Origin of the sequence: Bifidobacterium sp. UTBIF-68 (assembly GCF_006408855.1) — a bacterium.
In the GTDB taxonomy this organism is placed as follows: domain Bacteria; phylum Actinomycetota; class Actinomycetes; order Actinomycetales; family Bifidobacteriaceae; genus Bifidobacterium; species Bifidobacterium reuteri.
Genome location: NZ_JFAN01000023.1, coordinates 49,292 through 63,583 on the forward strand (window position 1 = coordinate 49,292; position 14,292 = coordinate 63,583).

General features: G+C 61.0%; 10 protein-coding genes. 6 read left to right on the forward strand and 4 right to left on the reverse strand.

Annotated features, from left to right (window positions below; genetic code table 11):
• The first annotated feature begins 15 nt into the window (after window positions 1-15).
• Window positions 16-1,134, forward strand: a complete 1,119-nt coding sequence (locus tag BW14_RS07415; RefSeq protein ID WP_241451189.1) for an ATP-binding protein — start codon at window positions 16-18, stop codon at window positions 1,132-1,134.
• A gap of 112 nt (window positions 1,135-1,246) precedes the next feature.
• Here BW14_RS07415 and BW14_RS07420 read toward each other — a convergent pair whose 3' ends face one another.
• Both BW14_RS07420 and ahpC read right to left on the reverse strand, forming a co-directional pair.
• Window positions 1,247-3,250 (reverse strand): FAD-dependent oxidoreductase, encoded by a 2,004-nt coding sequence (locus BW14_RS07420; RefSeq protein WP_044089210.1) that lies wholly within the window; start codon window positions 3,248-3,250, stop codon window positions 1,247-1,249.
• Between the two features lie 305 nt (window positions 3,251-3,555).
• Window positions 3,556-4,119 carry an alkyl hydroperoxide reductase subunit C gene (gene ahpC / locus BW14_RS07425; RefSeq protein ID WP_044089211.1) on the reverse strand — a complete coding sequence of 188 codons (564 nt, stop codon included), beginning with the start codon at window positions 4,117-4,119 and terminating at the stop codon, window positions 3,556-3,558.
• 570 nt (window positions 4,120-4,689) lie between these two features.
• Between ahpC and BW14_RS07430 the strand changes: the two genes are divergently transcribed.
• Window positions 4,690-5,355, forward strand: a complete 666-nt coding sequence (locus BW14_RS07430; protein WP_044089212.1) for a carbonic anhydrase — start codon at window positions 4,690-4,692, stop codon at window positions 5,353-5,355.
• Between the two features lie 112 nt (window positions 5,356-5,467).
• On the opposite strand, the gene BW14_RS07435 is transcribed toward BW14_RS07430, so the two are convergent.
• Window positions 5,468-6,604, reverse strand: a complete 1,137-nt coding sequence (locus BW14_RS07435; protein ID WP_140489912.1) for an ATP-binding protein — start codon at window positions 6,602-6,604, stop codon at window positions 5,468-5,470.
• Window positions 6,605-6,848: 244 nt separating this feature from the next.
• Here BW14_RS07435 and BW14_RS07440 point away from each other — a divergent pair, with 244 nt between their 5' ends.
• The 3 genes from BW14_RS07440 to BW14_RS07450 all read left to right on the forward strand — a co-directional run bounded on the left by BW14_RS07440 (window position 6,849) and on the right by BW14_RS07450 (window position 10,633).
• On the forward strand, window positions 6,849-8,201 hold the full coding sequence (locus BW14_RS07440) for a hemolysin family protein (protein ID WP_140489914.1): 1,353 nt from the start codon (window positions 6,849-6,851) through the stop codon (window positions 8,199-8,201).
• 329 nt (window positions 8,202-8,530) lie between these two features.
• Entirely contained in the window at window positions 8,531-9,889 is a 1,359-nt protein-coding gene (locus tag BW14_RS07445; protein ID WP_140489916.1) for an ATP-binding protein, read from the forward strand.
• A gap of 264 nt (window positions 9,890-10,153) precedes the next feature.
• Entirely contained in the window at window positions 10,154-10,633 is a 480-nt protein-coding gene (locus BW14_RS07450) for a Dps family protein (RefSeq protein WP_044089218.1), read from the forward strand.
• A 795-nt stretch (window positions 10,634-11,428) separates the two neighbouring features.
• Here the strand turns inward: BW14_RS07450 and BW14_RS07455 are convergent.
• Entirely contained in the window at window positions 11,429-12,817 is a 1,389-nt protein-coding gene (locus BW14_RS07455) for an ABC transporter substrate-binding protein (protein ID WP_140489919.1), read from the reverse strand.
• 365 nt (window positions 12,818-13,182) lie between these two features.
• On the opposite strand from BW14_RS07455, the gene BW14_RS07460 reads away from it, so the two are divergent.
• Window positions 13,183-14,217 carry a LacI family DNA-binding transcriptional regulator gene (locus BW14_RS07460; RefSeq protein WP_140489921.1) on the forward strand — a complete coding sequence of 345 codons (1,035 nt, stop codon included), beginning with the start codon at window positions 13,183-13,185 and terminating at the stop codon, window positions 14,215-14,217.
• Window positions 14,218-14,292: the final 75 nt, after the last annotated feature.

Consider the following 14,292-nt stretch of genomic DNA (forward strand, 5'->3'; position numbering starts at 1 on the left):
CCCACAGCTGGCCGTATGCCGCCACTACTCATCGGTCGCGACAACATCATCAATGACTTCGAGGAAGGACTTGATGACGGGCCCGGTGCACCTGGACGCCTGATGCGTGTAACCGGAGCGCGAGGAGTCGGCAAAACCGTGATACTAACGGAATTTGGCCGCATAGCCAAAAACCGAAAATGGGAAGTAATCGACGAAACGGCCTCCAATGGTCTTGCGCAGCGGCTGCTCGACCGCTTGTCCCCATCCAACACGGCATTCAATGTCTCGCTTAAGCCATCACTATCGGTCACCGGGATGGGCAGTCTGAACCTTGGCGAAGCCAATATCTCGTCACAGCAGATGCCGCTAACGCTTCGGGAGGCACTGAGCCGCAAATTGGACTCGCTTGAGCGCAAGCATGCTGGGCTCCTTGTCACCATTGACGAAGCTCAAGCTGCAGAGCGTGCTGACATGGTCGCCATAGCCACCGCTGTACAGCATCTGATTCGCGAGGAACGTGACGTTGCGTTCATCTTCGCCGGTTTGCCCACCATCGCGTCCAAATGGCTCAACGACGAAGTATTGACGTTCCTGCGCCGCGCCCAAGCGGAACAGTTGGGCGATATTCCATTGCAGGATGTCAAAGACGCCTTTGAAGACACGTTCCACGATTCCGGCATCACCATTGATGGGGAAGCCCTCGACATGGCAGCGGACGCTACTGAAGGCTATCCGTTTATGATTCAATTGGTCGGCTATCATATTTGGCGCATAACCTATCGGCGGCACCAGAACGAAGATCGCACAAGCGACAGCGGCATTATCGTCTCCGAGAAGGACGCCGCCCAAGGTATCGCCAATGCTTTAAACCGGCTCGGCGACGCTGTGCATGGTCCCGAACTGGACGGCCTGTCTCCCATCGACAAGACTTATCTGCTGGCCATGGCCCAAGATAATGGCCCCTCATCGACTTCGGTGGTCGCCGAGCGTATGGGCAAAGACGTCAACTATGCCAACATCTACCGGACAAGATTGATTGATGCTCAAGTCATCAGGGACGCCGGTTACGGAAAGGTGGATTTCGCAATCCCCTATCTCAGGCAATACTTGAGAGAACATGCAGCCTATATCCGCATGAGCAGCGCTCGGTAACGTGCGGCTCCTCAACCAGCAACGATTCTGCCATGGCCGGCTTGGGCTGGCGCTATTACGCCAATCCCGCCCTGGCCATGGCAGAATCGTTGCTGCTGAAGTTATGGATCCGTCAAGCACCGACGAGCTCGAGCATCTGGGGGATGCTCTTCTTGCCGAACTCGACTTTCTGCTCGACCGTCTGCTCGGTCTCGCCACCTTCGCCCTCAGCGCCGGCACCGGAGCCGCGGTTGATGACGATGCAGGGCACGCTCATCGCACCGTACTGGTCCTTGAGCTCCGGGAAGTGCGAGACGTCGTAGGCTTCGGCACGCACCAGCGGGTTCAGGGAGGCGATGCGCTGGGCGGACAGTACGGTCTCTGGGCACATCGTGCAGGTCAGCGACACGAGGATCATGATGTCGGTCGGCTCCGTGATCTCTGCCGCACGGGCCTTGAGATCGTCGCCGAGCGGCTGGCCGGGGCCGGCCGCATTGTACAGGCCCAGCACGAACGAGTTGAACTCATGGCCGGACGGCACACCGTGGAAGGCGAGGCCGGTGAAGGTCAGACGATTCGACGTTTCCGCATCGGCGACGCACAGACGCACGGCCGGGCGGGCCAGCGGCAGCACGCCGGCCGGGTCGAACGTGGCGCGGCCGGAGTCGTCCAATGAACCGTACAGCGGCAGCGACGCAGTGGCGCTACCATCGCCGGCGCCCGCTGCAGAGCCAGCACCCGTCTCAGAGTCGGCACCCGGCAGCACGACCTCCAACGGTTCGCCGACCACCAGACCGGCCGGCGCCGATGCGCCATCCACCGCAGTAATAAGCCCCGCGGCATCCACAGACACCGAGTTCAGCTTATCGCCGGACAAAGCCACCATCTCCCCCACGAATCCTTGCAATTCCGAGGAAAGCGGAGTGTCATCCAGCTCAAGGACCAGCGTGACCGGGCGGGTCATACGCCCGAAGACCACGCCCAGCTGCTGCTTGATGGCGGCGGAGAACAGCTCGCCGGGCTTCTTCGCCGTCTGCGCGGCGGCGGCAGCGGCATCAGCACTGCGCTTGGCGGGCGCAGGGGCCGGCGAGGTGCCGGGGGCCGCTGCAGCACCGGACGCGGCGGCCGAGGCTTCGGCCTGCTCGTATGCGGAGGCGGTGGGGCGCGGCGGCACCAGGCCGGTCTTCTCGCTCATGGACTTGGCGTATCGCTCCAGCTCGACGGCCGCGATCGCGCCATCGGCGGTGGCGGTGACCACCTGACGCAGGTTCTTGACGCGCAGGTCGCCGGCCGCGTACACGCCCGGCACGGAGGTCTCCAGATAGTCATGGGTGACTACGTAGCCGTGGTCGTCGAGCTCGACCACGCCGCGCACAAGCTGGGTAGCGGGCACGTATCCGGCGAACACGAACACGCCGAACGTACCGCCATCGGCGGGCTTCCAGGTCTCGGTTTCGCCCGTGGCGCGGTCAAGAATGGTCGCCTCGCGCAGACCGCCCTGACCTGCGGTGACACCCTTGAGCTCCACGTTGTAGCGCACGTCGATCTTCGGATTGTTCTTGGCTTCGGCGGCAACAGCGGCGTCGCAGGTGAAGTCGGGTTCGCGAACGAGCACGGTGACCTTGGACGCGTACTTGGTGAGGAACACGGATTCCTCGGCAGCCGCGAATCCGCCGCCGACCACGAGCACCTCCTTGCCGGTGAAGAACTCGCCGTCGCAGGTGGCGCAGTAGGCCACGCCGCGGCCGGCGTACTCCGCCTCGCCCTCGAAGCCGAGCTTGCGCGGGGAGGCTCCGGTGGCGATGAGGATGCCGAAGGTCTTCAGGTCGCCGCGCGACGTGTGCACGGTCTTGATATCGCCGTCGACGTCCAGTCCGGTGGCCTCGGCGGAGAGGAATTCCGCTCCGAAGTCCTGCGCCTGCTGGCGCATGGTCTGGGTGAGCGCGCGGCCGGTGGTGCGGCCGACGCCCGGATAGTTCACGACTTCGTTGGTAATGGTGATCTGCCCGCCGAAATCGTCCTTTTCGAGGATGAGCACACGGTAGCGGGCGCGGGCGAGGTACAGGCCCGCAGTCAGGCCGGCCGGGCCGCCACCGATGACGACGACGTCATAGAGATTGTCCTGGGTTTCGGTCATGAAAAGCTCCTTATATGATAGGCCCCTCTGACGAGACGTTGCCGTGAAGCAAACAGCAGAGCTGTTTGTAGGCAACGTGCGAGCCGACAGGCGAGCCAGCAGGCTGCGCGCGTAGCGCGTCCGCGATCGCGCAGCGGACTGGGGGAGAGACAGCCGGAAAGATTCACGTCCTGTTTCTCTCCCCCACCCGGCTCCGCCGGGAGCCCCCTCGTCAGAGGGGGCCGAGATTGCGGCTGTTTGCGTTCCCTGCGACGCTCGCAACGCTACCGCTGCTCGCTGCTACAAACAGCCCACAGGGCTGTTTGTCACAGCTGGCCGACGAGGTCGAGGCTGGGCTCGATGGTCTCTTCGCCCGGGGTCCAGTTGGCGGGGCAGACCTGGTCGCCGTGCGCGTAGACGAACTGGGAGGCCTGCACGCGGCGCAGCAGCTCTTCGGCGTTGCGGCCGACGTTGGAGGAGATGACCTCATAGGCCACGACCTTGCCCTCAGGGTTCACGATGAAGTCGCCACGCTCGGCCATGCCGTCGGCCTCGTTGTAGGTGTCGAGGTCCTTGGCCAGCACGGCGGTCGGGTCGGCGAGCATCGGGTACTGGATCTTGGCGATCTTCTCGTTGGCGTCATGCCAGGCCTTGTGTACGAAGTGGGTGTCGGTGGACACGGAGTACACCTCGCAGCCGATCTCCTTGAACTTGTCGTAGTTCGCGGCGAGGTCCTCGAGCTCGGTCGGGCACACGAAGGTGAAGTCGGCGGGGTAGAAGAAGAACAGGGACCAGTGGCCCAGCACATCTTCCTTGGTCACCTCGTGGAATTCGTTGTTCTGGAAGGCGTTCACCTTGAAGTCAGTGAGTTCATGCTGCAGCAGCGTCATTACAGGTCCTTTCGACTGTGGCATTGCCATTCGCCTTGCACCAGGCAAGTCGGACGGCGGATGGCGCCGACGGAACAATCCGCCGCCGCAATCGCCTTTCCGCCCCGGCCATACGGCCGGAACCTGCGCAAAGCATTACCGATTCCATCGTAATGTGCCGCGGCGGCACACGCTCGAATAATCCTTATGAGCATTCTCACAGCCGAACATGTCCATATCCGTCATCCATATCCATCCATGCACACCCCTGCGTCACCGGACAGCCGCCAACCGACCACGACACGACGGACAGGCAGCCGCCAACCGAACCACAGACAGACAGGCACTCGCCCACCAGAACGGCCCTTGCCAACCAGACCGCCAACGAGCCCTCCCCCGCTTCACCGGCCAGCCCGGCACAACCTCGTCACCTTTTCTGCCGATATCGCCAACTATGATGAAGCTAACAGCAAGCCCAAGCATGGAGGTTTCATGGCATCAATGTCGGCAGCAGACTTCGGGCAGTTCGCTCAAGGATCTCAGGAATCATCAGAAGAATCACAGACTTCACCCTCCCCCTTCCCCAGCAGCATGCACGAGTCCACCGCGAACGCCACCTGGAGCCGCATGCTCCAAGGCAATAAGCGTTTCGCTGAGGGCAAGGCCGAGCACCCGTGGCAGGACAAGGAAACGCGCAACATGCTCACCGACGGCCAGAAGCCGGACGCCGCCGTGCTCGCCTGCGCGGATTCGCGCGTACCCCCGGAGATCATCTTCGACCAAGGCCTCGGCGACCTGTTCACCGTGCGCACCGCCGGTCAGATGATCGACGACGCGGTCATCGCATCCCTCGAATACGCGGTCAAAAAGCTCCATGTGAGCCTGCTGTGCGTGCTCGGCCACGGCCGTTGCGGCGCATTGCAGATGGCGGAGCGCGAACTGAACGACCTGATCCACGCCATCACCGCCGAGGCGGATGATTCGCTGGAGACCGCTGATCTGATGGACAGTCTGGACGAGCGACTGGCCCAGTCCGATTCCATCGTGCTGCGTCAGGCCGGCATCTCCGTGTGGCAGGCGCGTCAGGCCGAGGCGGATTGCCTGGACGACATCGAGCGCGTGCATGTGGCCCACACCATCGAGATGCTGGTGGAGCGCTCCGAGATTATCCGGCAGGCGTTGGCCTCCGAACAGCTCATGATCGTGGGCGCGCGCTACCAGCTCGACACCGGCCGCGTCGAGGTGCTGAGCTTCTGAGGCTCTTAGAGCTAACTTGGGGAACGGTTCGGCCTACCCGGCTTCGTCCGTCACATACCAAACTGCCGGCTCGGCTCGGTAAGCCGAGCCGGCTCCCTGTATTCATGTGGAGCTACAACGACTGCAAATACTGCCCCAAATGCGGCACCGCAAATTCCAGCTGCCCATGACCCGCCGGGCGAATAAGTTTGTCCTTGATGAGAATCGCTCGGTATTTGCTCACCCAGCTGCGGCTTCTGCGCGTACGATCCGTGATATCGCCGACCTGCGTGGTGTTTGGCGAATCTTTGGCCATCGCCATAAGGAACAGCCGCTCCGCGCCAGTGATGCCGTCCAGCGCCGGAGCGCACACGGCATCATCGAAGGCGAGCAACGCATCGGAAACACCGGTCGACACGTCGTCCGCGGTAATGACATTCGAGCCTCGACGCTGCGCGGATTGCCACATGTAATAGCCGATGAGCTGCACCATATACGGATATCCTTCGGACCGGCGAGCGGCCTCCAGCGCGTCTTCCTCGCTGATGGTCTTACCAGAATCCGCAACCGTCTCCAAGAACGCATTCTTGACGTCTGGAAGCGGCACATTATCCAACTCGCGGCGTAGCGCACGGCGCAAAAAAGTGGTTACCTCGTTATCCAGCAAATCATTGATCATATACGGCAAGCCGGCGAATACGATGGCGACGCCCTTCTTATCCGCATCAGGGGTATCGCTTTCATCTGCATCCGTAATGACGTGCTGCACTGCGGTGGCAATAGCGACCAGATCATCATGCGAGGCCGCTTGCGTCTCATCGATGGTGATGAGAATACCCTTCCCCTTACCGAGCTTCTTACTGCCCAACTGCTTATTCAACGCGTTGCGCAACGTCAGTGGATTGGATTCCGCAGAAAAGTGCGCTTGCCCGAGACTTGCCGTGGCAATGCCGGAAATTCCAATGGAAGGACTGATGTTGGCCTGATCCAGGCGCAATCCCGAAGGCGATAATGCCGCTATGAGTCTCGTGACCAGCCCCGCGGACGCCGTCTCTCCAATGACTTCCCAATGCTGCGCTTTGGCGATACGCCGAAATTCGGTGAGCATAACCGTCTTTCCAAAGCCGCGCTGCCCGGTGACCAGCATAATGCGCCCAGGAGCCCCTACTCCGTTGGTCAACGCCTCGGAAAAATCCTCGATAATGGACTGCCTGCCAATAAGAATCGGCGGCATTTTACCGGCGGTTGGTTTGAAGGGATTGATTGCCACGACCATACTCCTGCCCACAACACGTACCATCTGCCACGATTGCGTACCGTATTACATGATTACGCACTAAATTACATGAAATTATACCATGTAACACGATTGCGTACCATCTCACACCGTCACACACGCCAACGCGCATCACGCCTCACATAGACAGCGCAGCCAGCAAACCCCGCGCAGCCAGCAAACCCTGCCGAGCCGGCAAACCCCGTATTTGACTCCCCGCTCCCCTAGAGTTGGGCGTATGTCACTTGGTTTGAATGTGCTCCTGATCTTTATCTTCCTGCTCCTCGGCTCGGTGTTCTCCGGCACCGAGCTTGCGCTGGTCTCGCTGCGCGGTTCGCAGATCGAGCAGATGGAGCAGGAGGATGCGCGCGGCGCGAAAGTCGCGAAAATCGCGCGCGATCCGAATACCTTCCTCTCCACAGTGCAGATCGGCGTGACGCTGTGCGGCTTCCTGTCCGCCTCGTTCGGCGCCTCCTCGATATCCCCATATCTGATTCCCGTGGTGGAAGGCTGGGGTGTGCCGACCGGCATCGCCGGCGGTTTGGTGAACATCGTGCTCACGCTGATCATCTCCTACTGCTCCATCGTGATTTCGGAGATGGTGCCCAAGCGCATCGCGATGCAGCGCACCGAGCAGATTGCGCGCGCCGTGGTACCCGCCATCGACGCGTTCGCCACAATCTGCCGTCCGATCATCTGGCTCATCGGCAAGAACACGAACGGTATCGTGCGCGTGCTCGGTTTCGACCCTCAGCAGACCGAATCCGAGGTGTCCGACGACGAGCTGCGCGTGCTGGTCAGCTCCAATACGAACCTCTCCAAGGACGAACGCACGATTCTCGACGATGTGTTCGATGCGTCCGAAACCATCGTGGCCGAGGTGATGCGCCCGCGCGCCGACGTGGTGTTCATCGAGGCCGACCAGCCGCTCGCCGACGCGGCCGCGTTCGTGCGCGACCAGCCGTACTCCCGCTATCCGGTGACCGGCAAGGATTTCGACGATGTGATCGGCTTCGTACATGTGCGCGATCTGCTGGACGTGCGCGACCCGAAGGCGAAGACCGTGCGCGATGTGGTGCGCGAGGGCATTTCGCTGCCCGGCACCTCCAAACTGCTGCCGTCGCTGGAACTGCTGCGCAAACGCGGCATCCATCTGGCTGTGGTTATCGATGAGTACGGCGGCACTGATGGCATCGTGACGCTGGAGGATATGACCGAGGAATTGGTGGGCGATATCCGCGACGAGTACGATCTGCCCACCGAAAAGGGCGGCGAGCGCACGACCCGCACGGCGTTCGTCAACGGCGTGGCCACCATCGAGGCCAGCATGACGATCGAGGACTTCGCCGACCTGACCGGCATCGAGCTGGAGGATGGCCCGTACGAGACCGTGGCCGGCTACTTCCTCGCACACACCGGCAAGATGGGTACCGTGGGTGATGTGCTGCATTCCGACGATGGCGGGTACGACATGGTGGTCACCAAGGTGGACGGCCGCCGTATCGAGACCATCGAGGTCCGCAAGGCCGGCGCCGCCGATGCGTCCCCGCAGTCGGATGCCGCGACGGGTTCCGGCGCCACCGCCGCCTAGGCTTCTTCCCAGTATCCCGCGTCATTAATTCGTTGATTACGGCTCCCTGACAGGACGTTGCCGTGAAGCAAACAGCGGAGCTGTTTGTAGACAACGTGCGAGCCGACAGGCGAGCCAACAGGATGCCACGCGTAGCGCGTCCATAATTGCAGGACGAGCCGGCCAGCGAGTGTTCCCAACGGAAATCCCGTTAACCCTTAGAAACGTGCAATCTGGGCAATAGGTGAAACCTTAGAAACGTGCAATCTAGGCACCACGCGAAACCTCAGAATCGTGCAATCTCGTACTATACTTAACCCTTAGAAATGTGCAATCATAGGGGAGGTGCGATGTTTCGACGCAAGGCTTACGACCAGTTGGTCGAATGGAAGCGGTCAAGCGGAGGCCGCACCGCCATGTTGATCGAGGGGGCCCGCCGCGTGGGCAAATCCACCATTGCCGAGGAGTTCGCGCGCAATGAATACAATTCGTACGCCCTCGTGGACTTCACCAAGGTGGGAGACGAGTTCCGCCGGATGCTGCTCGACACGAGGGGGGATCTCGACTCCTTCTTCCTGTACCTAAGTGCTACGTTGGGTGTGACCCTGACCGAACGTAAGTCGCTAGTCATCTTCGACGAAGTGCAGCTGTTCCCGCCAGCCCGCGAGTTCATCAAGCACTTGGTCGCCGACGGCCGGTACGACTTCATCGAGACGGGATCCCTAATCTCCCTTAACGAAAACGTAAAGGACATACTGATTCCCTCCGAGGAAGAGTCCATGAAGATGGGTCCTCTGGATTTCGAGGAGTTTCTGTGGGCCATGGGCGAAGAGGCGCTGGCTCAGATGATCACGAACTCGTTTGCATCGGGGAGCCCCTTGCCGGACTCGCTGCACCGCAAGGCGTCGCGCCTATGGCGCGAATACGTGCTGGTGGGAGGCATGCCACAGTCGGTCGCGGCCTACGCCCCGAATAGGGACATGGCGGCCGCCGACAGGGCCAAGCGCATGGTCCTCAAGATCTACCGCGAGGATATCGAGAAATACGGCGGCATGGCGGCTAAACGAATCCGAGCAGTGTTCGACGCAATTCCCGGTCAGCTGTCGAAGCACGAGAAGCGCTTGGTGTACACGCAAGTCGAGAACGGCTCGAGATCGCGTGATTTCATGACGGCCTTCTCTTGGATGCGCGAAGCGGCGACGGTCAACCTATGCACCCTCGCCGAGGACCCGTCAATTGGTCTGGCGCTCAGCGCCGACGACGCAACGGTGAAATGCTACATGGCTGACACCGGACTGTTGTCTACCATGGCATTCTCCGCCTCAGGCTCCGCCTTGCCGGAAGTGTACCGGCAAGTGCTGCTGGGGGCGGACGGCGTGAACGAGGGCATGCTCGCGGAAAACGCCGTCGCTCAGCAGCTCACCGCCTCTGGACACGACCTGTATTTCTACTCAAAGTCCTCGAGCATCCGCGAGGAACGCATGGAGATTGACTTCCTGATCATCCGGCCTTACCCGGACGCAGCCATGAAACCCAGAGTCAGCCCTGTAGAGGTCAAATCCGGCAAACGCTATTCCACAGTGTCCTTGGACAAGTTCCACGCGAAATTCGCACAACGAGCCGGCGAAGAATACGTACTGCACCCCCGCCAGATGAGCCGGGATGGCATACGTCGCTTCCTGCCCCTGTACATGTCATTCTGCCTATGAATCTCGTTTCCCAACGATTCCACGGAACATGAATGAACTGCAGAGTCCTCTCTCTCCTTTAACGGTGGAATGCAGTTTGCTCAACAGCTCTCAACTGAGCGCAAATGCCAATAAGGCGCACCATCATTGGCGACACGCCGAACCCGCCATCTTCCCGATCAAAGACCCGATGACCAGTTGGCGGCCTTCCGCAGCGCGGCCAGCCGTCGGACGAGGCACGTAGACTGGGAGGGACGTTCCCTGAAGATGAAAGGAAGGAACATCATGACACTTGCATTTGTGGTGCCGGGCCTCGATGAGGCGGCCAGCGAGAAGGCCATCGCCATTCTGCAGAACCGTCTGAGCCAGGAGCAGGAGGCCGCGCTGGTCCTGAAGCATGCACACTGGAATGTGACCGGACCGAACTTCATCGCCGTGCACGAGATGCTCGACCCTGAGGTCGAATCCGTGCTGGCCCAGGCGGATGAGACCGCCGAGCGTATCGCCACGCTGGGCGGCACACCTGACGGCCGCGCCGACGCTATTACGCGCAATCGCACGTGGAAGCCGTTCGACGTCGAAGGCCGCGCCGGCACCGAGGCGTACCTCAAGGCGCTGATCGAGTACTACGACGCCTTCATCGCCGACGACCGCAAGGCCATCGCCGAGCTGGACGAGCTGGACGTCATCAGCTCCAACGTCATTCAGGATCACGTCCAGCAGCTCGAGAAGTTCCAGTGGTTCATGCGCAGCCACCTTGCATGACGCCTCGCAGCCGACCAATACCGGCTGCATGATCGCTGACTTGCAGCAGCGATCATATGCAGCGTCTCTATGAGGGGAGTCGAGGGGAGTCCCGTATGGGGGCTCCCCTCAGCTGTCTCTGCACCAACCGTCTCAGCACATGCACGGCTGGAAAAGTGTATGAACCACCAATAGCGCCGAAAATGTTGTCGAGCGCGCCTCGTGGGCGCAGACCGGAATCCCGTCAACGAGCTTCCGGTGCCGGCCGACGATGCGATGCGAGCGAGTGGGCAATGCGAGTAACGCGGGCAGGCCATTGGCTGACCATCTTGGCTTCGCTGTACGTCAAGTATGACGCGAGCGGGCCAGTGCGTGCCCCTCGGGCGTCTCCAGAATGTCGCGTGCGACGCGAGCGGGCCAGTGCGTGGCCCGCCTGCTTCGCTGGGGCGTTGCATGCGAAGTGGAAAGGCCAATATGTGGCCATCTGACGTCGCTGTCGGACGCTCAGTGAAGTCAGACGGCCAGTTCTCGTCCAGCGACTTCACTGAGGGCCTGCTCAGCGAAGCCACCATGACACGTACTGGCCTTTTCCCTTCGCCCGAGCCGCTCAGCGAAGCCAAACGGCCACATGCTGCCCGGCCTCCATCACCTGAGCCACCCAGCGGCCCGCTCAGCGAAGCCAAATGGCCATATGCTGCCCGGCGAGCCGCGCTGAGCCAGTTCGCAACAACACAACAACGCGTGAGGGGCGCCCGGCACTATGAACCGGACGCCCCTCACGCTGCGACCCCTCGAATCGCCTGTCGTTTACTTCGTCTACTTGGCGAAGGCGAGCTTGTATTCCTTGGCCCAGTCATCGGTGAAGACCTTCTTCACCGCATCCCAGTCGCCCTGCCCCTGAGCGTAGTTGAGCTCTGCGGAGCCGAGGCTCTGCTCCCACTGGTGAGACACGGTGGAGACACTGATGACGTCGTAGTAGCCGTTCTTCTGGTACTCATGGTTGGCTTCGACCAGCGGGTTCTTGACGGTGTACGCCTCCTCGTCGAAGGTCTTGAACGGCGTGACCAGACCCATGTCCTGCGAGATGGATTCACGTGCAGTATCGGAGGTGACGAGCCACTCCAGGAACTGCTGGGTCGCCTCCTGATCCTTCTGGGAAGCCTTGGAATTGACGCACCAGTAGTTGGAGATCACCTGGTTGAGACCCTGCTTTTCCTCACCGTCGACACCCATGTAGATCGGCAGCACGCCGAGGTCCTCATCCGGGAATCCCTGATCCTGCAAGTTGGTGTAAATCCATACGCCATCCTGGAAGAACACTGCCTCGCCAAGCGCGAACTCTGAGGTGGCATCATCCATGGTCTTGCCGGAGATTGCGCTTGCGGGCACCGTCGCATCGGTGATGTACAGGTCGTAGATGTTCTTCATGTAGTCGACATACGTGCCCTTGACGGTCTCCGGCACGGAGTTCATATCGACACCGTCATCACGGTACTCGTAGAACAGCGGAACAGAAGGCAGATGGAAGTTGTAACGGAAGCCCGACGAGGTATCCATGCCGGCCGACGTGAACGCGCCCTTGACGCCCATGTCGTCCTTGTGCTCCTGGATCTCATCAGCGACGGTCTTGAGCGCCTTGAAATTGTTGAGATCGTCGATGGACTTGACCGATGACCACGATGCGTCGAAATACTTCTTGAGCAGCGACTTGTTGTAGATGATGCCGTAGCTTTCCACCGCGTACGGGATGCCGACCGGCTTGCCGTCGGCGTTCTTGAGCGTGCGGTCCTTGTAGTTGTCGGTCAGCTCGCCGTAGATCTTGGAGTCGCTCATATCGGCGGCATAATCGAGCCAGCTGTACATGAAGCTCGGGCCGTCGGCCTGGAACATGGTCGGCGCCTCGTCCTTGGCCATTTCGGAACGCAGCGTCTGGTCGTAGTCGGTGGCCGAAAGCTGAATCTGGGTCTCGATGCCGGTCTCGTCCTGGAACGCCTGCGCCAGGGCCTCCCATTTCTCCTGCTCTTCCGCCTTCTTGTTCAGGTAGTACACGCGCCCTTTGCTGCTATCGACCGCGGTCGTGTTCCCGCATGCAGCCAGCGCCCCGAAGCTGAGCGCCGCCACTGATACCAAGCCGATTGCCTTGGCGATGGTGTTCCACGTTCTTCCCGCCATCATTACCTCCCTGTAATGGCTCTCCTTGCTCATGCGATACGTACCTCCATGCACATATCCGTGTACGACCTTGCGGCCGCGCTGCCGGATCGGATGCCGGCTGCATTAACCGCGCATCGACTGACACAGCAAAATGATAGCGCTTACATTGAACACCGTCAACCGCCGCCTGCAGATTGCGCGTCACATCACATGCGCACAACACAGAACATTGGCAAACCATTGCAAACACAATCAAACTGTGACCGCTAACAACGTGTACATCGTGGTACAACAGAATGTAAGCGCATGCATATATGCTATTGATGTGTACGGGCGCACGTCGCAGTGTTCGCCGTGAAACCAGGCATCGCACAAACCGTATACGCTTGAACCGTCAGGCAATGGAGGGAAGCACCATGGCGACAATCCACGACGTGGCCATAGCCGCAGGAGTCTCCGACGCCACGGTATCGCGCGCATTGCGCGGCATGAATAGCGTCCGCCCGGCCACCCGGCAACTCGTGCTGGACGCCGCCCGTCGCCTCGATTTCACGCTGTCCAGCAGCGCATCATCGCTGGCATCCGGCAAGACCATGCGCGTCGTCATGCTGTTCGGCTGCACGATTGCGTCATGGTTCAACGCGAGCTGCATCGAAGGCGTGCTCGAGACACTGGAACCCGAAGGTTACGATCTTGTGCCCGTACGGGCCTGCGACCTGGAGCAACTGCACGGATTCTTCACCGATCTTCCCAGCAACGGGCGCAATATGGACGGGTTCATCCTTCCGTCATTCTCGCTGGACGACAGCGAATCGGCGCTGCTTTCCAGCATGCATATCCCCGCGGTCGCCCTCGACGCACGGAGCGCTTCCCGCCTGCCCGCATCCGTGATGCTCGACAACAAACGCGCCATGCGCGACGCCGTACGGTTCCTGCGCCAACTCGGCCATCGCCGCATCGGATACGTCGCACATCCGAAACCGGCACCGTTCCCCGCCAGCTCGTATCTGCGCAAAGATTTCTTCCTTGATACGATGCGCGAATGCATTCCTGACGCCGAACCGGTCGTGTTCGCATCATCCAGGGATATGGATGCCATGAGCGAAGGCGAGGCCATGGCCGTCATGGCCGGCCGGATCGCCAGCAGCGAGCAGCGGCCGACCGCGCTCTGCGTCGAAACCGACGAAGCGGCGGTCGCCATCATGCGGCATCTGCGGCAGCTCGGCATACGCATCCCCGAAGACCTGTCGATCATCGGATTCGACGACCATCCGACCGCCGTAGTCGCCGGACTGACCACGTTGCATCAGGACCCGCAGCACATGGCGCGACTGGCCGCACGGCAACTGCTCGCCCTCATGCGAGGTGAGCCGTTGAGCGAAACCGTCACCACGGTGAGGGCCACACTAATCCCGCGCGCCACCACAGCCGCGGCGCCATCCCTTTCGTGACTCACCCCCGGCTACGTAGCGACACGCTGGAACACGCCCGATTGACGATAGCGAACCGGTTCGATATCCTATAAA